The organism is Devosia sp. (assembly GCF_965229025.1).
Classification (GTDB): domain Bacteria; phylum Pseudomonadota; class Alphaproteobacteria; order Rhizobiales; family Devosiaceae; genus Devosia_A.
The window spans coordinates 116,149-133,969 of record NZ_OZ245853.1 but is presented as its reverse complement, the minus strand read 5'-3'; the positions used below and the strand labels follow the sequence as shown (position 1 = coordinate 133,969).

The following is a 17,821-nucleotide window of genomic DNA, read 5'->3' as shown; positions in this document are numbered from 1 at the left end:
TATACGGAAAAGCTAGGTCCTAGGTGCTAAGAAAACCATTACAGTCCTCAGGTCAACCAGGAGCCCACCACCTTGTCCACCCGTGTACGTACCGCCGTATTCCCGGTCGCAGGTCTCGGAACCCGCTTTTTGCCTGCTACCAAGGCAATGCCCAAGGAAATGCTCACGGTCGTGGACCGGCCCCTGATCCAGTATGCGGTCGATGAAGCGCGCGAGGCCGGTATCGAACACCTGGTCTTCGTCACAGGGCGCAACAAGAGCGTGATTGAGGATCACTTCGACCGCCAGTACGAGCTTGAAAGCACGCTCGAATTCCGCGGCAAGACCGATGCGCTCCGCGAGTTACGCAAGGACCTACCGTCGGCGGGCCAGACCAGCTTCACCCGCCAGCAGGAGCCCTTGGGCCTCGGCCACGCCGTCTGGTGCGCCCGCGAACTGGTCGGCAACCAGCCTTTCGCCCTGCTTCTGCCCGATATGGTGTTCAAGGCAAAGCCGGGCGTCCTCAAGCAGATGATGCAGGCCTACGAGGAAACCGGCGGCAACGTCATCGGCGTCGAAGAGGTCAACCCGGAGGATGTCTCGAGCTACGGCATCGTGGCCCGCGGCGAGGGGCCAGATAGCGGTTTCGAAATCACTGGCATGGTCGAAAAGCCCAAACCCGCCGATGCGCCATCCAACCTTTTCATTTCCGGCCGCTACATCCTCCAGCCCGAAATCTTCAACCTCCTCAGCGAGCAGACCAAGGGCGCCGGCGGCGAAATCCAGCTCACCGACGCCATGCAAATTCTCATCCGCACCCAGAAATTCACCGGTGTGAAATACGATGGGCAGGTCTTCGATTGCGGCTCCAAGATCGGCTTTCTCACCGCCAACGTGGTCTTCGCGCTCGATCGGCCTGATATTTCAAAGGATTTCCGGCGCGCGCTGGCCGGCCTCGACCTTAGTATCAGCGATGAAAGGTGACGCCCAGCGCCACCACATGCTCGTCCGTCTCGGTGCCGGTCCCGGTCAGTGACCGCGTGTAGGTATAGTCGGCCGTCAGGTCCGTCATCGCGCTGAGCAGGTAATCTGCCCCTGCCCCCGCGCTCGCGGTTTGTTCCGTGCTGTCAGCCCCAATCGTTTCCGAATAGCTCCACCCCGCCTTGGCGCGCAGCCTCAGCCATGGGTTCACCTGCACTGCCGCCGAGCCCGTCGCCGCGTATTCAACTTTGCCCGAAGCGCTGGCAGTCGTCCCCGGCGCCGAAACCGTGGTCGTCAATTCACCCGTAAGCGACACCGTCTCATCGGGCACGAACACCACCTTCGCGCCATAGATCGCCGCCGTGAAATCCTCGACGCCCGCATCCTTGAAATCGCGATACGCCAGCCCAGCCGAGCCTTCTAGTTCCAGCGTCTCGCGCAGCTTGAAGTTAAGCCCCGCGCGCGCCTCATAGGTCGTGCCGTCGAGTTTGACCCCAAGGCTGGGCGAGGCGGCGTCATATTGGTCCGCCGTGGCATCACCATCGACAAACGCCGTCAGCCCCGGCGTCACCTTCACCCCTACCCGCCCGCCGACCCCGTAGCTCGTGGTGTTCTGGAAGCTGTTATCCGTCGTCGAGGCATCGTCATAGACCGTGTTGCCATAGCCGGTGCGCGCCGCCTTGCTGCGCAGCTCGACATCGAACAACCCGAGATCACGCGTCACGCTCGCTTCGCCCGTGCCGGTCACCACGATTGGCGCCGATGCGACGTTGCTCGCGTAGTCCGTTCCGCTCCTCGGATCATCCTGCGAAATGCTGAGCGTCCCCCGCCCGGCCAGCGTCGTCACGCTGTCGAGTTCATAGGTCCCGCCCACTTCCGCATCCAGCGCATCGATGCGCGCCTCACCATCGGCGGTCTTCGACAGCTCGCCACCCACCGAGAGGTCATACCCACCCCGCACCGTCTGTTGTTTGAGCGACAGGCTGGGCAGCGCCAGCACCTCATAGCGTGTGGTGCCATCGCCTTCGGTCACCGAACCACGCAGCCCCAGGCTCCAGTCGAGATCAAACAGTGGCGTATCGTTTTCCGGCGGCGGCGCCGGCACGCAGGCGGCGCAGACCAACGTGGGATCGTTCGCGAGGTCACGGTTACTGTAGCCCGAGCCGTCGCCCGATATAGTGAACTCACCAGCCCAGGCAGGGACACACCAAAGGCATGCCAGCAGCAGAGCTGTCAGACCGTGCGCCCGCGCACGCTGCCTTGTCCCTGCTCGTACTGCCACCGTCCGGCTCCCGTCGCGAAATCGCTAAGGAACCCTTGCAGCTTATGGTTAAGCAAGCGTTGCCCGCCGCTCAAAATCCGCCCAATAGAAGGTTATGCCGCCTCGACCTTGAGAACCGCACCATTCGCTTCGACGATCCGCACCTTGGTTCCTGCCGCAAGGTCCGGGCCAGCGACACGCCACGTCGTATCGTCCAGCGCCAGCCGGCCGAACCCGCCATGGATCGGCTCGCTCAGCACCACTTCCTGGCCGACAAACCGCTCCGCGCGGTTGTTGAGAAACGGGCTGTCCGATGCCACCTCCTGCCGCCGCAGCCTGAGCCACAGCCACACCCCGACCAGCGCCAGCGCGCCATAGATCACGAACTGCAGCGGCCAGAAGATCGGCACGAACAGCGTCAGGGCCCCTGTGATCAGCGCCGAACCACCCAGCCAGATGAACACCCCACCCGGCGCCACCAGTTCCAACGCCAGCAGCACCAGTCCTGCGACAATCCACGACCAAGGCCCGTAGCTGGCAATCAGCTCAATGATCTCCATCGCCGGTTCCCGTCAGCTGTCGCGCGTCGAAGGCGGCCGGCCGGTACCGCCGCGCGGCGTCGATGGCTTGTCCCCACCGAACGTTTCACGCGCGATCTCGGCTATGCCACCCAGCGCACCGATGACACTTGCAGCCTCCACCGGCAGCATCAGTATTTTCTGGTTCGGCGACTTTGCCAGCGCCTCCAGAGCCTTGATGTAGTTGTTGGCAACGAAGTAATTGATCGCCTGCACGCTGCCCGCTGAGATGGCGTTCGACACCACCTCGGTTGCCTTGGCTTCGGCCTCTGCCGAACGCTCACGCGCCTCGGCATCGCGGAACGCCGCCTCGCGCCGGCCTTCGGCCTCCAGCACCTGCGCTTGTTTGGCGCCCTCTGCCGAAAGGATCGCCGCCTGGCGCTTCCCTTCCGCCTCAAGGATCAGCGCCCGCTTCTCGCGCTCGGCCTTCATCTGCCGGCCCATCGATTCCACCAGATCCTTGGGCGGATCGATGTCCTTGATTTCGATGCGGGTAATCTTCAGCCCCCACGGGCTCACCGCCGTGTCCACCACGCGCAGCACGCGGGTGTTGATCTCATCGCGATGGCTCAGCAGCTCGTCGAGGTCCATCGAGCCCATCACCGAGCGGATGTTGGTCATGGTCAGGTTGAGAATGCCGTTCTCGAGCTTGTCGACCTCATAGGCCGCCGCCGCCGCATCGAGGATCTGATAGAACGTCACGCCATTGGCAGTCACCGACGCGTTGTCGCGCGTGATCACCTCCTGATGCGGCACGTCGAGCACCTGCTCCATCATGTTCATCTTGCGCCCGATCGCATCCACAAACGGCACAATCAGGTTGAGCCCTGGCTTCAGCGTCCGCGTGTAGCGGCCGAAGCGCTCGACTGTGTAGTTGTAGCCCTGGGGCACAGTCTTGGCGCCCGCAAACAGCACCAGAACGGCCAGAACGCCCAGCGCAATCAGCGCAATGCTCATGCCGTCAAGATCAAGAAAGTCCACGACTGTTCCCCCAATGCTGCCGCAGCCAGATTCGGCTTCAGGACCAAGATGTAGTTGCGGGCACCCGCCCACGCAACATCAGACGCCCGAACGCGCCATTTCCTTGGGAACGATAGTCGCCCGCGCTCCGTTGCAGACGAGGAGACTTCCCCACCCCGTTGCACTAGGCTCCAGACGATGAAGCTCACCGACGAGACCGGCATTGCGACCGCAGAGCGACTGGGCGTGCGCCTGACGCATCCCGATCGCGCCGTCACGCCCGATACCACAGCCACCAAGGCGCAGCTTGTCGACTACTACGAACGCGTCGCGCCTCGCATGTTGCCGCACCTCGCCCGGCGGCCACTGAGCCTCGTGCGCTGGCCACATGGCAACGCGGCGTTCTTTCAAAAGCACGACACCGGCGGTTTCCCCGACGCCCTCAAGCGCACCCCGGTCGCCGAAAAAGACGGTTCCGACGACAGCTACTTTTACGCCGACGACCTCGCCGGCATCGTCGCTGCCGTCCAGATGAGCACCATCGAATTCCACATCTGGGGCAGCCATATCGACAAGCTGGAAGACCCGGATCGCATCATCTTCGACATCGACCCCGACGAGGGCCTCGATTTTGATCACGTGCGCTCCGCCGCGCTCGAAATCCGCGATGTGCTGGGTGGCTGGGGGCTCGAAAGCTTCCCCATGGTCACCGGCGGCAAGGGCATCCACGTCATCGCGCCGCTGCAGCCGGTCAACGAGTGGCCCTTAGTCAAGCTCTTCTGCCACACCTTCGCGCAGCGCCTCGAGGACAACGCCCCTGAGCGCTTCACAGCCAACATAAGGAAGGCGGAACGAAAGGGCCGGATCTTCGTCGATTACCTGCGCAACGAGCGCGGCTCGACCGCCGTCGCGCCCTTTTCAACCCGCGCGCGCCCCGGCACCCCGTGCGCAGTTCCCGTCGGCTGGGATGAGGTCGGCACCCTCAAGGGTGCCAACCTGTTCTCCCCCGAGGCTGCGGCAGAGCGCGCCGCATCCCCCGACCCATGGCCGAACTATTTCGAACTCAGCCAGTCGGTCACGGCCGGCATGGTCGAGGCCGTCGCCGGCCCGCTCAAAAAGACCGTGCCCGAGTTCAAATCCAGCCTTGCAGCTCTTTCCGCACCACCGTCTCCAGCATCTCCATCCCGCCGTCGGAATCGTTGAGGCACGGGATATAGGCATAGTGTTCGCCGCCCGCGTGCTCGAACTCCTCGCGACCGGTGATCGCGATCTCTTCAAGCGTCTCGATGCAGTCGGCTGAAAAAGCCGGCGCCACCACCGCCACCTTTTTCATGCCCCTGCCCGGCAGCGCCTTCAGCGTTGCGTCGGTATAGGGCTCCAGCCACTTGGTGGGTCCAAACCGGCTCTGGAACGTCACCATCAGCTTTTCCTTGGGCCAGCCCAGATACTCCCGCACCAGCCGGTTGGTCTTGAAGCAGAGGCAATGGTAGATGTCGCCGGCTTCGAGGTACTTGACCGGCATGCCATGGAACGAGGTCAGGATGATATCGGGCGTAAAATCCAGCGCCGCCACGCCATTCGCGATGCTCTCGGCCAAGGCCTTGATATAGCTCGGCTCTTCGAAATAGGCCGGCAGCGTGCGGATCGCCGGTTGCCAGCGCAACTGCTTCAGCCTGTCGAAAGCCTTGTCGTTGGCCGTCGCCGTCGTCGTCGCCGAATATTGCGGGTAGAGCGGCGCGAGGAGGATCTTCTGACACCCCGCCGCCTGCAGCCGGTCGATGCCCGATGCCGTCGATGGGCTGCCATAGCGCATCGCATAGTCGACCACCACGTCTGCCCCGAGCCGCGCCTGCAGCTTCTCGGTCTGCCGGCGGGTAATCACCCGCAGCGGGCTCTCATTGGTGTCCTTGTCCCAGATGCGGGCATAGTTCGCCCCGCTCTTTTGCGGCCGCACCGATAAAATGATGCCCTGCAGCAGCGGCTGCCAGATCCAGGGCGAGGTGTCGATCACCCGCCGGTCCGACAGAAACTCCGACAGATACCGCCGCACCGACCAATAGTCGGTCGCATCGGGCGTCCCCAGGTTCAGCAGCAACACACCGACCTTGGGTGCAAGGACCGGCGGATGACCGGCGGGAAGATGGTTCGCCATAAACGGGCCCGTAGTTTGGAGAAATTCTAGACCGGCAACATAGTCGCCGAACCCCGCAACACAAGTGCCCCGGTGTCGCGGTGACTGGAACCCTCTTGGGCACCAGCCCCTCAGTCGACTCCCTCCCCTTGCGGGGCTTCGAGGGACCAGAAATCGATCCGGTGGATCGATTTCCCCGAGAAGGCCATGAGGGCTATGCTCGAATGGCAGATCAAGGGTGGGGGTGGGAAGCCCGTGAACAGCCAATTTTAGCGGGCCCCCGGCGACACTGGCCATCGTCTAAAACGGCCAAGTCGCCAGCAGCAGCACAACCCCGAACAGGAACACCACCACCGCCCCAGCGAGCTCCGCCCACCAGACCAGCGCCGTCCCCACTCGGCTCTCGCGCCCCAGCAACCGCCGCGCCAGCCCCTTGGCCGATACCGCCAAGCTCGCCAGCGTTGCAACGGTGATCGCCGTCCCCAGTCCCATCAGGAACACCGCCGCGATCCCTGCCAGCAGCACCCCCTGGCTCAGCGCAAACACCAGCACCACGAGCGCCCCCGAGCACGGCCGGAGCCCTACCCCAATCACCACGCTCAATTGCTCGCGCCAGTCGCCCAGCGTCTCCTCGGGCGTGATCACGTGCTTGTGGTCGTGCGCATGGTCATGATCCTCATCCCCATGATCATGCCCATAGTGTGGATCACTCGGCGGCCGCCCATGCGCGTCGAGCCGCGCCACCGGCGTGCTGCTCCGGCCAAACTGGAACGACGTCCCTGGCTCCGCCCGCAAAGCATGCCGGTCCGTGCCCAGATGCGCACGCGCCACCGCATGCATGTCCTTATGCGGCGCCGACGTCTCGTGGCTGTGGCTATGCCCCCAGCCAAACACCTTGCGCGCAATCAGCCACAACCCCAGCAGCGTCACCAGCCCATATGAGGCGGTCTCCATCCAGCTGACCGCCGTACCCATCACCACGCTCGATAGCCCCAGCACCGCCGCCGCGACCCCGACGAAGACCACCGCCACCACCGATTGCATCAGCGCCGCGGCAAAGCTCAGCCCGATCCCCCGCCGCATCTGCCGCTCATTGGCCAGCATGTACGAGCCGATCACCACCTTGCCGTGGCCCGGCCCCGCCGCATGAAACACGCCATAGAGAAAGCTCAGCCCACCCAAGAGCCAGAACGCCGTGTAGTCGTCCTTGAGCTTGCCCAGTGACGCCGTCATCGCCTGGTAAAAATCCGACTGCATCTTTGCGACCCAACCGAGGAACCCGGTCTTGGGCAGGATGAACCCCGGCTCGGCCGGCGGCCCGCCAAACGGCAGCGTCACCTTGGTATCTGCCACCTGGTTCACCGCATCGAGCGCCGTCGCCGGCGGCGGATCGACAATCCCCGTCGCCGCCGAGCAATCGATGCGGATGCTGCCCTGCACGCCGCGCAGCTCCGCCTCAAGATCGGGCGGCAGCTTGGTCACATCGGCCGGGATCGCGAACAGCCGCGCCGCGAGGTCATCCGACATGTCATGGCCGGGCACGAGGCTCGCCACGCACCCCTTGGGCGCATTCTCCAGCACCACATCGGTCGGCTGGGGGAACGTGATCGCCACATAGTACTCGGGGTCGGCAATGGCGACATCGAGCTTGTTCTTGATCGCGTAGGGTTTTTCCGGCGCGATCGCAAAGCTCAGCGTCGAGCGGTTGTTCTCGAACACGAACTTGGCTCCGCCATCGACCTGGAACGGCAGCGACTCCTTGCCCTCCCCCGCCGAGGTGTAGAACCCGTATTCCGCCAGCCCCTTGAGGTTCTCGTCCGCCAGGTCCTGCATCTCCTCCGATGAGGTGATGCCGTCATTGTTGGTATCGAGCCCCTGGATCTGCCAAACCGAGAACGCCTCGTCGAACGTCCAGCTGTTCCTGATCTCAACCAGGTCACCGGCATCGTTGAAGACGATCACCGCCTTGGCATCGATGAAGATGTGGGGATGCGCCTCGGCGGGAGCGCTCAGCGCAAGAACCGCAGCCGGGGCGGCAAGGAGGCTCAATAGTCGACGCACGTCCTGCCCAGCCCCCGCAGTTCGCCTCAGCGAACCGGATTATCCGCGAACCACTCGACCAGATGGTCGATCAGCGCCCGCACCTTGCCGGCAAGGTGCCGCCGGTGCGGATAGACCGCCATCAGGCTCGGCCCCTCGGGCATCCGGTCTTCCAGCACCCGCACGAGCTTGCCATCGGCAATCATCGGGTCAGCGAGGTAGGTCGGCAATACGGCGAACCCAAGGCCGGCGAGCGCCGCCTGCATCGCCGCCACCGGAGAATTTACGCGTGCCGGCCCGGACACATGCACCGAGATGGGCTTGCCATCCTCGATGAACCGCCAATTGGCATGGCCCGGCATATTGGTATCGAGAATACACGGCAGCCCGCGCAACGCCTCGCCGGATTTCGGCATCCCGAACCGGTCGACCAGCGACGGCGCAGCGCAGATCACGTGCCGCATCTCTGAAATCTTGCGCGCAATCAGAGAGGAGTCGGCCAGCGTCGAAATCCGCAAGGCAACGTCGATGCTCTCTTCCACCAGATCGACATAACGATCCTCGAGCCTCAGATCGATCGACACCATCGGGTTGTTGGCCATGAACTGGAAGATCGCCGGCGCCAGTGTCGTCTCGCCAAGGTTGCGCGGCGCCGATACCCGCACCAGCCCGCGCGGCTCCGCTGTCTGGTCCGAGATCGTCGCATCAAGATCGTCGAGTTGCTGCAACAGCAGGCTCGCTTCGCGATAATACGCCTCGCCCGCCTCGGTGAGGCTGAGCTTCCGCGTCGTGCGATTCATCAGCCGCACCCCGAGATAGTCCTCGAGGTCCGTCACATATTTCGACAGCAGCGCCTTTGACCGCCCATGCTGCCGCGCCGCCGACGAGAACCCACCCGCGTCGAACACCTGCACGAAGGCCCGGATACGGGCGAGATCCTGACTCATTGCATCTCCGCAAAGATCGCGCGGGCATGCTACGGCAGTCCGCCTCAAACGCTTAGGTTATCCGCGACACCGCGACAATGCCCGCGCGCTCGACCGGCTTAGCGCCCACCCTCAATCTTGCGGAACCGCTGGTTGGTCCCCGCCGTGCCGTAGGGGTAGTCCGAAATCTGCGGCGCGCTGATCGCACTCAGCGACGCGATCTCGTCCGACCCCAGCGTCAGCGACCCAGCCCCGAGATTATCCTTCAGTTGCTCTGCCGTGCGTGCGCCGAGGATCACCGACGTCACCGCCGGCTGTGCCGCGACCCATGCCAGTGCCACCTGCGCCGAGGTTGCCTCGCGGTTCTTCGCGACCGCCGCCACCGCATCGATGATCTGCCAGGTCCGCTCCTGCGAGTTGCGCGGCCCGAAGGCTTCCATGCCGCGGTTCGGGTTCTCACCCAGCCGCGTTGCGCCCGTCGGCTTCACATCGCGCTGATACTTGCCCGCCAGCCACCCGCCACCCAGCGGCGACCACGGCAACAGCCCGATCCCGGCATCGAGGCAGGCCGGCACGATCTCGAGCTCGATCTCGCGCACCAGGAGGTTGTACTGCGGCTGCAGCGTCACCGGCGGCGCCCAGTGGTTGGCTTTGGCCAGATGCACCGCCTTGGTGATGTGCCAGCCGAGGAAGTTCGAAAACCCATAATACGCAATCTTCCCCGCGCTCACCGCATCATTGAGAAACCGCAGAGTCTCCTCGATGGGCGTCAGCGCGTCCCAGGCGTGCATCTGGTAGAGATCGATCTGCCCAACCCCCAGCCGCTTCAACGAAGCGTCCAGCGCCCGCACCAGGTGCCGCCGCGATATCCCGATATCGTTGGGTCCCTTGCCCATCGGAAAGCGCCCCTTGGTCGCCACCACCATCTGCCCCGCTTCAGTCGGATGCGCCTTGAGCCAGCGCCCGACGATCTCCTCGGACACCCCCGCCGAGTAGACATCCGCCGTATCGAGGAAGTTGCCACCCGCCTCCGCATAGAGGTCCATCAGCTGGAACGAGGTCGCCTCGTCCGCCTCGGCCCCAAAGGTCATGGTCCCGAGGCACAGCGAGGACACCACCGCGCCACTGTTCCCAAGCTTCCGATAATCCACGGCAATCTCCTCAAAAATGCTGTGTGCGCATCATGGCCTGAACTGAGGCCAAAGCAGGCCCAGTGGCAACCCTGCCGCGCCCAAAATGGCGGCCACCCTTCCGCGCCGCAGCCTCCCCGACGGATGGGCTACGACATATGGCCTAGTCCTGCGGCGTTGACATGTCAGCAACCCGGATGTTCACTATTCAGAACAGATGTTCCACATATGGAACACATAAGTCCTCAAGGACACAGCGGAGGTTCGGACACAATGCGCATTTCGCGGATACGTACGTCTTGATTTAGGCGCCGCCCGGTCCGGTCGCTGGATCGCTCGCGCCCACTTTTTCATCTGGTCTCACCAGCTAAAACTATAGGTATGCCTGCCATGCGTTCAGCCTGGGTGATGAAACTCAAGCCCGGCCAGGAGGCCGAGTACAAGCGCAAGCACGACGAGATCTGGCCAGAAATGGTCGAACTGCTCAGGGCGCAGGGCGTCCACAATTATACCATCTATCGCTACGGTCTGCTGCTGTTCGCCTACAACGAGAAGCCTGACGGCTCACCTGCACAGACGGCTGCGATCAACGATTTGGTCAAGCGCTGGCAGGCCTGGATGGCGCCGCACATGGAGACCCACGAGGATCTCCGCCCCGTCGCCGATCCGCTCGAAGAAGTCTTCCGGCTCGATTGATAGAGCGCGCGATGACCGACCCGCTCACCCATTTCTGCGCCACTTCACACCGTTTCTGACGCGCCCCGCCGCGCGCCCCCGACCGATCGCATTCCCGAGGAACAGCCTGATGAAGATCAAGAGTATTCGCGCCTTCGCCATCACCAACCCGATCGCGGGCGGCACCTATGAGGAGGCCAAGCAGCGTGGCACAGCGCGCCGGCCGCCATGGACCAAGGACGCCGAAGTCGCCAACCCGATGTCGCGTTACCCCCGCTACAAGGCCTTGCGCGCCAGCTGGAACGCCGCCTTTCCGGCCGTGGGCGTTCTGGTCACAGCTGACGACGACTCCTGGGGTTTTGGCACCACCGGTTACGGCCAGCCTACCATCAGCCTGATCAACGACCACATCGGCCCGCTGCTCGAAGGCGAGAGCGCCCTCGCCACCGAAAAGCTCTACGACATGATGATGCGCATCACGTCGCCCTATTCGCCGTCGGGGCTCGCTTCCTACGCCATCAGCGGCATCGATCTGGCGCTGTGGGATCTGAAGGGCAAGACGCTCAAGCTCCCCGTTTACGAGCTGGCGGGTGGCCTCGCCCGCGACAAGCAGTTCTGCTACGCGACTGGTAACGATACCGATTGGCACATGGAGCTCGGCTTCAAGGCCACCAAGCTCGCCTGTCCCTACGGCACTGCCGACGGGCTTGAGGCGCTCGACAAGAACGAGGCCTTTGTCGGCAAGGCCCGCGAACTGATCGGGCCCCATGTCGAGCTGATGCTCGATTGCTGGATGGCGTTCGATGTCGAGTTCGCGGTGCGCCTCGCCCACCGGCTGAAGCCGTTCAACCTCAAGTGGATGGAGGATTGCCTCCTCCCCGAAGACCACTCCTCGCACAAGGCGCTGCGCGAGCGCTTGCCGTGGCAGACGCTGTCGACCGGCGAGCATTGGTACACACCCTACACCTTCTTCGAAGCGGCCAAGGATCGCGTCGTCGATATCTTCCAGCCCGACATCCACTGGGTCGGCGGCTTTACCGCGGTTCAGAAGATCACCGCAATCGCCGATGCCGCCGGGCTTGAAGTGATCTGCCATGCCGGCATGAACACGCCCTATGGCCAGCATTTCAACGTCTCGGCCCCCAACAGCCGCTGGGGCGAGTTCTTCGTGGGCGGCGCGCCCGGCCAGCCGCTCAAGGAGACCAATAACTACCCAGGCATGGCCGTGCCGGTGAATGGCTATGTCGAAGTGAGCAACGAGCCCGGCTTCGGCCACGGCCTGTCGCTCGCGGCAATCGACAAGATGGCACTCTGACGGCGGAGATGCCCCGCACACGAGGGGCATCATCCAAACAGCTAAAGGTCGAACACGACCAGGAGGAGGACAAATGACCCGAATTTCTATGAAAGGCCTGCTGACGGGAGGCGCGCTGGCATTGCTGGCGCTGCCGCTCATGGCAAGCACGGCGTTCGCACAGGTGGCGGACGTCCCACGCAACGAGACGCTGGTACTCACCCCATGGGGCGACCAGCCGGCTCAGTTCGCCAACGTCGAGAACTGGAATCCCTACCTGACCTCGGTCACGCATCAGCGCGACGCGATGCAATTCACCGTCAACGAGATGCTGTTCTATACCAATCTCAACGACGGCAAGCTGATCCCGTGGCAGGCCGAGAGCTTCGAATATGCTCCGGACTTCATGAGCGCCACGATCAAGCTGCGCGATGGCGTCGAATGGTCGGACGGCCAGAAGTTCACGGCCGATGACGTGAAGTTCACGCTCGAAGCCCTGCGCGATGCCCCGCCCGAAATCAACGGCTCGGCGTCGTTCAAGGAATGGGTCAAGGACGTCGAAGTCACCGACCCGCTGAACCTCAAGATCAATTTCAACAAGGCCGCACCGCGTTTCGTGCGCGATTTCCTCGCGCTCGGCCACGAGAACCATTACCCGACCCTGCCCAAGCATATCTGGGAAGGCCAGGACATTTCGACCTTCACCAATTTCGACCTCGCCAAGGGCTGGCCGGTCGGCACTGGTGCGTACAAGCTCGTCTCGACCACCAACCAGCAGGAGATCTTTGATCGCCGCGATGACTGGTGGGGCGTCAAGACTGGCTTCCAGGACGCTCCGGCGCCCAAGCGCATCACGCTTGTCCCAGTCTCGTCCGACGACGCCATGGGTCAGCTGCAGATCGCCAACCAGATCGATGGCGGACGCCAGTTGCTGATCGGCACGTTCGAAGCCGCGCGCGCCCAGAACGCCAAGCTCAGCTCATGGAACCCCGAGGGCCCGAACTGGGGCGCTCCGGATGGCTGCGACTATTCGCTGGTCTTCAACCAGATGAAGGCGCCGTGGAACGACGTCAACCTGCGCTATGCGGTCAACTACGCGATCGATCGCGCCGGGCTCAACGAGATCGGCTACGAAGGCGGCCAGAAGCCGGTGACCTTCGCGTTCTCCAACTATATGGCCGGCACCTGGCTCACCGAGGGCAGCCCGCTCAAGGCCGTGCTCGACAAATACAATCTCGACAATCCCGACCCAGCCAAAGTCGAGGAGTACATGACCAAGGGCGGCTACGCCAAGGATGCCAACGGCGTCTGGGCCAAAGACGGCAAGCCGATCACCATCAACGTCCGCACGCCTGCTTTCATCCAGCCCACCCTTGCGCCGCTGACCCAGCAGCTCAAGAACGCCGGCTTCGATGCGATCCAGGCACCGGTCGATGATACCTGGCTGCCTGACATCACCAATGGCAATTTCGATACCATGGTGTTCGTCCATTGCGGCAGCCTCTCCGAGCCGCTCGAGACCCTGCAGCACTACCACTCCAAGTTCTCGCGTCCGCTCGGTGAAGCCGCACCGAACCTGGTTGCAGCCTCGCGTTACGTCAACCCCGAGTACGATAAGCTGATCGATGCCATGGACGCGGTTCCGGCCAGCACCGATCCAAACTCGGACTACATGAAGAACGCCGCCGCCGCCCTCGACATCGCGCTGCGCGACCTGCCGCAGATCGACCTGCTCGAGGAATACCACGTGGTGACCTTCAACAACACGTACTGGACCGGCTGGCCGTCTGCTGCCGACCCGTATGTGGCTCCGTATACCCCGTGGGAAGCGTTCAACCTCGTGATCCACAACCTCAAGTCGACCGGCGCCAACTAGGCTTCCGGACGGCACCCAAACCTTTGCGGGTGGCGGCACGTCGCCACCCGTTTTGTTCAGGAACAGGGCCCATGTCGAAAGAACTGCTGCGCTACATTGCGGCCCGCTTCGGCCAGTTGCTGCTGATCGTGTTCATCGCGGTCAGCGTCAACTTCATCATCCCGCGCCTCCTCCCCGGCGATCCGGTGCAGACCGCGCTCGCCCGGCTGCAGTCGACAGGCGGCGCACAGAACGTCGATATCCAGGCGATCTCCGCCGCCTATCGCGCCAAGTACGGGCTCGATGCACCGATCTGGGAGCAATACGTCAACTACTGGCTTGACCTGTTCCGGCTCGACCTCGGGGTATCCTTCGCCAACTTCCCCGAAAAGGTCACCACCATGATCGGCAACGCGCTGCCCTGGTCGGTCAGCCTCCTCGCCGTCGCAACACTGATCGCCTTCACCACAGGTTCGCTGCTCGGGGCACGCCTCGCCTGGCCAGGCGCCAGCCGCGGCATCCGCGCCATCGCGCCGTTCATGATGATCCTGACCGCGATCCCGTTCTACCTGCTGGCCATTATCCTCGTTTACTTCTTCGCCGTGGTCCTCAAGTGGTTCCCACCCGCCGGCGGCGTCGATACCACGCGCATCATGCGGCTCGACTGGGCCACTACGATGGACATCCTCAACCACGCGTTCCTGCCCTGCCTCGCGATCGTTTTGGGCAATGTCGGCTTCTGGGCGCTCGGCATGCGCAGCCAGATGGTCAACGTTTTGGGCGAGGACTACATCACCTTCGCCGAGGCCAAGGGGCTCCATCCGCGCCGCATCTTCGTCTGGTACGGCATGCGCAACGCGCTGCTCGCGCAGGTCACCGCGCTCGCCCTCTCGCTCGGCTCGGTCGTCTCGGGCGCCGTCCTTGTCGAAGTCATCTTCAATTATCCGGGCCTCGGCTCGCTCCTCTACAACGCCATCCGCGGACAGGACTATTTCGTCATCCAGGGGGTGGTGCTGATGCTCATCGTGTCGCTTGCCGCCCTGCTGTTCCTCGTTGATCTCATTTACCCATTGCTCGACCCCAGGATCCGCCGATGAGCGCCCTCTTTTCCGCCCTGCGCCGCAACTATGCGCAGGGCCGCATCAGCCCCGCGCTGATCGCCGGCCTGCTGATCATCTTCGCCATCGTGCTGTTCGGTATCATCGGGCCGTGGTTCGTCGATCCCACCCACGCCCAGGTCGGCTCGGTGCGCCCACGCAAGCCACCGGGCCCCGACTATTTCCTCGGCACGGATTCTCAGGGCCGCGATATGTGGACCTTGTTGATCTTCGCCACCCCCAACACGCTGAAGATGGGCCTCATCGCCGGCGTCATCGGCGTTGGCGCGGGCACGGTGCTCGGGCTGATCGCTGGCCAGTTCGGCGGCATCGTCGACGCCATCATCCGCGTCATTTCCGATTCCCTGATGACCGTCCCGGCCATCGCCATCCTCGTCATCATCGCGGGCAATATCGACCGCATGACCACCTGGATCATGGCGCTCGTCGTCGCCTCGCTGGGCTGGATGTTCACCGCCCGCACGGTTCGCGCCCAGGTGCTCACCATCCGCGAGAAGGCCTATGTCGAGGTCGCCCGCGTCAACGGCGAGAGCCGATGGGAAATCCTCTTCCGCGAAATCATGCCCAACCTCATGCCCTATATTGTCGCGAGTTTCGTCGGCACCGTGTCGGGCGCCATCCTCGCTGTCATCGGGCTTGAGGCCCTCGGCCTCGGCGCGCTGGAGGAAATGACCCTCGGCAATACCATCTACTGGAGCCAGCAGTCGGCGGCGGTGCTGCGCGGCTACTGGTGGTGGTGGGGGCCACCCATCGTCGTCATTGCGCTGATCTTCATCGGACTTTTCCTCACCTCGGTCGGCTTTGACCGCTTCGCCAATCCCAAGCTGGCGCGCCGCACATGACCGCCACCAGCAGGATCGACCCCACAGCCGCACCCATCCTCGTCGTCGAAGAACTGAACGTCCACTACGACACCTCCTCTGGCCCGGCCAAGGCGGTAAGCGACGTTTCGTTCAGCCTCAAGCCCGGCGAACGGCTCGGCCTCATCGGTGAATCCGGCTCAGGCAAAACCACCATGGCCACAGCGCTGATGCGCCTGACCCGCGCCCCCGGCCGCATCGCCGGTGGCTCCGTCCGGCTCGATGGCCGCGACATCCTCAAGATGAGCGACAAGGAGTTGCGCGAAACCCGCCTGCGCGACATCGCGCTGATCCCCCAGGGAGCGATGAGTTCACTCAATCCGGTCATGCGGCTCGAAGAGCAGATCATCGACGCCATCGCGGCCCACGTGCCGCGAATGACCCGGCAGGAACTCGAAGCCAAGGTCACACTGCAATTGACCCGTGTCGGCCTCGATCCCTCTGTCGGCCGCCGCTATCCGCACGAGCTTTCGGGCGGCATGAAGCAGCGCGCCGCCATGGCCATCGCCACCTCGCTCTCGCCCAAGGTGATCGTCGCCGATGAGCCGACCAGCGCGCTCGACGTGGTGGTGCAGCGCCAGGTGATGCAGACCCTCGGCCGTCTCCAGGACGGGCTCGGCGCCGCCGTGGTCCTTATCGGCCACGACATGGGCCTCATCGCCCAGTTCGCCGACACGGTGGGCGTCATGTACGCCGGCAAGCTGGTCGAGATCGGCCCGGTCGCACAGATGATCGAGCACCCCCGCCATCCCTACACGCGCCTCCTCGTCGACAGCCTCCCCGGCATCGACCAGAAAAAGCCGCTGGTCGGCATTCCGGGCCTGCCGCCACCGCTGGTCAATCTGCCCGCCGGGTGCAGCTTCAACCCGCGTTGCCCCTACGCCTTCGAGCGCTGCCGTACCGAAACGCCGCTGCTGCAGCAGATCACTCCGCTGGAGCGGGTCGCCTGCCATCTCTATCCTGAACACCAGTCCCTGCCCCCCAGGCCGGCCGCAAAGCTGGAGGCCCGGCCATGAGCGCACTCATCGAACTGAAGAGCATCACCAAGACCTATGGCAGCTTCGTCGCACTCGACGACGTCACGCTGACCCTCTCGGACAGCCAGCCCTCGATGACCGCCATCGCCGGCGAGAGTGGCAGCGGCAAGACCACGCTCGCGCGCATGATGCTGGGCTTCATCGATCCCTCAAAGGGCGATGTGCTCTATCGCGGCAAGTCGGTCGCCACCATGACCGACACCGAGCGCCGGCAGTTCCGCCGCGAGGTCCAGCCGGTGTTCCAGGACCCGTTCGAAGTGTTCAATCCGTTCTACCGGATCGACCACGTGCTGACGACGCCGGTCAAGCGCTACAAGCTCGCCGAAAGCGAGGCCAAGGGGCGCGCCCTGATCGAGGACGCGCTGAGCCGGGTTGGCCTCAGGCCCAAGGATACCCTCGGCCGCTTCCCGCACGAACTGTCGGGCGGCCAGCGACAGCGCATCATGGTCGCCCGCGCCGTCCTCCTCCGCCCCCGCCTCATCGTCGCCGACGAGCCGGTGTCGATGGTTGATGCCTCGCTCCGTGCCACCATTCTCGACGAGTTACGCACGCTGAACCGCGAACTCGGCATCTCCATCGTCTACATCACCCACGACCTCACCACCGCCTTCCAGATCTGCGACAACATCATGATCCTCTATCGCGGATCGGTCGCCGAAGCCGGGTCCGTCGAACGGGTCATCGGCGCGCCCAAGCACCCCTACTCACAGCTGCTGGTCAGCTCGATCCCCCTCCCTGACCTCTCCAAGACCTGGGGCGGCGAGGAAATCCGCAGTGTCGAGGCCACCGATGGCCGTGTCACCAACGGCTGCAAGTTCGCACCACGCTGCCCCCACGCCATGCCCGAATGCTGGGCCACCGTCCCGCCACGTTTCGCACCGGACTCCAACCGCCTCGCCGCGTGCTTTCTCTACAAGGACCAGCCCTTGGCCGCTGATCCCGACATCGCCTCGGTCTTCCGGCCGCCAGAACCCCTTCCGTTTGCCAGTTGAACCG

Annotated in this window: 16 protein-coding genes; 9 read left to right on the top strand and 7 right to left on the bottom strand. The window is 63.9% G+C overall.

The window, feature by feature from the left end:
• Window positions 1-72: 72 nt before the first annotated feature.
• The gene (gene galU / locus ACO06J_RS00680; protein ID WP_421758777.1) at window positions 73-963 is read left to right on the top strand and encodes a UTP--glucose-1-phosphate uridylyltransferase GalU; all 891 of its coding nucleotides are present in this window, start codon (window positions 73-75) and stop codon (window positions 961-963) included.
• Here galU and ACO06J_RS00675 read toward each other — a convergent pair.
• The 3 genes from ACO06J_RS00675 to ACO06J_RS00665 form a co-directional block, all read right to left on the bottom strand.
• On the bottom strand, window positions 947-2,242 hold the full coding sequence (locus ACO06J_RS00675; RefSeq protein ID WP_421758776.1) for an outer membrane beta-barrel protein: 1,296 nt from the start codon (window positions 2,240-2,242) through the stop codon (window positions 947-949). The genes galU and ACO06J_RS00675 overlap by 17 nt on opposite strands.
• Before the next feature lie 92 nt (window positions 2,243-2,334).
• Window positions 2,335-2,781 (bottom strand): NfeD family protein, encoded by a 447-nt coding sequence (locus tag ACO06J_RS00670; protein ID WP_421758775.1) that lies wholly within the window; start codon window positions 2,779-2,781, stop codon window positions 2,335-2,337.
• Between the two features lie 12 nt (window positions 2,782-2,793).
• Window positions 2,794-3,756 (bottom strand): SPFH domain-containing protein, encoded by a 963-nt coding sequence (locus tag ACO06J_RS00665; protein ID WP_421762417.1) that lies wholly within the window; start codon window positions 3,754-3,756, stop codon window positions 2,794-2,796.
• Window positions 3,757-3,957: 201 nt separating this feature from the next.
• Between ACO06J_RS00665 and ligD the strand changes: the two genes are divergently transcribed.
• Window positions 3,958-4,962 carry a non-homologous end-joining DNA ligase gene (gene ligD, locus ACO06J_RS00660; RefSeq protein ID WP_421758774.1) on the top strand — a complete coding sequence of 335 codons (1,005 nt, stop codon included), beginning with the start codon at window positions 3,958-3,960 and terminating at the stop codon, window positions 4,960-4,962.
• Here ligD and hemH read toward each other — a convergent pair.
• The 4 genes from hemH to ACO06J_RS00640 all read right to left on the bottom strand — a co-directional run bounded on the left by hemH (window position 4,892) and on the right by ACO06J_RS00640 (window position 10,007).
• Window positions 4,892-5,911: a ferrochelatase gene (hemH, locus tag ACO06J_RS00655; protein ID WP_421758773.1), complete on the bottom strand. Its 1,020-nt coding sequence runs from the start codon at window positions 5,909-5,911 to the stop codon at window positions 4,892-4,894. The two genes, ligD and hemH, sit on opposite strands and share 71 nt — an antisense overlap.
• A 279-nt stretch (window positions 5,912-6,190) precedes the next feature.
• The gene (locus tag ACO06J_RS00650) at window positions 6,191-7,939 is read right to left on the bottom strand and encodes a DUF1007 family protein (protein WP_421758772.1); all 1,749 of its coding nucleotides are present in this window, start codon (window positions 7,937-7,939) and stop codon (window positions 6,191-6,193) included.
• Between the two features lie 38 nt (window positions 7,940-7,977).
• The gene (locus ACO06J_RS00645) at window positions 7,978-8,877 is read right to left on the bottom strand and encodes a LysR family transcriptional regulator (RefSeq protein WP_421758771.1); all 900 of its coding nucleotides are present in this window, start codon (window positions 8,875-8,877) and stop codon (window positions 7,978-7,980) included.
• 98 nt (window positions 8,878-8,975) lie between these two features.
• Complete coding sequence (locus tag ACO06J_RS00640) at window positions 8,976-10,007, bottom strand: aldo/keto reductase (RefSeq protein ID WP_421758770.1); 1,032 nt, start codon at window positions 10,005-10,007, stop codon at window positions 8,976-8,978.
• A gap of 369 nt (window positions 10,008-10,376) precedes the next feature.
• Here ACO06J_RS00640 and ACO06J_RS00635 point away from each other — a divergent pair, with 369 nt between their 5' ends.
• The 7 genes from ACO06J_RS00635 to ACO06J_RS00605 all read left to right on the top strand — a co-directional run bounded on the left by ACO06J_RS00635 (window position 10,377) and on the right by ACO06J_RS00605 (window position 17,817).
• Window positions 10,377-10,682, top strand: coding sequence for an L-rhamnose mutarotase (locus tag ACO06J_RS00635; protein ID WP_421758769.1), 306 nt, complete (start codon window positions 10,377-10,379; stop codon window positions 10,680-10,682).
• A 109-nt stretch (window positions 10,683-10,791) separates the two neighbouring features.
• Window positions 10,792-11,976: an enolase C-terminal domain-like protein gene (locus tag ACO06J_RS00630; RefSeq protein WP_421758768.1), complete on the top strand. Its 1,185-nt coding sequence runs from the start codon at window positions 10,792-10,794 to the stop codon at window positions 11,974-11,976.
• A 73-nt stretch (window positions 11,977-12,049) separates the two neighbouring features.
• Complete coding sequence (locus tag ACO06J_RS00625) at window positions 12,050-13,831, top strand: ABC transporter substrate-binding protein (protein WP_421758767.1); 1,782 nt, start codon at window positions 12,050-12,052, stop codon at window positions 13,829-13,831.
• 71 nt (window positions 13,832-13,902) lie between these two features.
• A complete protein-coding gene (locus ACO06J_RS00620) occupies window positions 13,903-14,907 on the top strand; it encodes an ABC transporter permease (protein ID WP_421758766.1) in 1,005 nt (334 codons plus the stop codon).
• The gene (locus ACO06J_RS00615) at window positions 14,904-15,770 is read left to right on the top strand and encodes an ABC transporter permease (protein WP_421758765.1); all 867 of its coding nucleotides are present in this window, start codon (window positions 14,904-14,906) and stop codon (window positions 15,768-15,770) included. The genes ACO06J_RS00620 and ACO06J_RS00615 overlap by 4 nt, the downstream gene beginning before the upstream one ends.
• The gene (locus ACO06J_RS00610; RefSeq protein WP_421758764.1) at window positions 15,767-16,804 is read left to right on the top strand and encodes an ABC transporter ATP-binding protein; all 1,038 of its coding nucleotides are present in this window, start codon (window positions 15,767-15,769) and stop codon (window positions 16,802-16,804) included. The genes ACO06J_RS00615 and ACO06J_RS00610 overlap by 4 nt, the downstream gene beginning before the upstream one ends.
• Window positions 16,801-17,817 (top strand): ABC transporter ATP-binding protein, encoded by a 1,017-nt coding sequence (locus ACO06J_RS00605; RefSeq protein WP_421758763.1) that lies wholly within the window; start codon window positions 16,801-16,803, stop codon window positions 17,815-17,817. Before ACO06J_RS00610 ends, ACO06J_RS00605 begins: the two co-directional genes overlap by 4 nt.
• Window positions 17,818-17,821 lie beyond the last annotated feature (4 nt).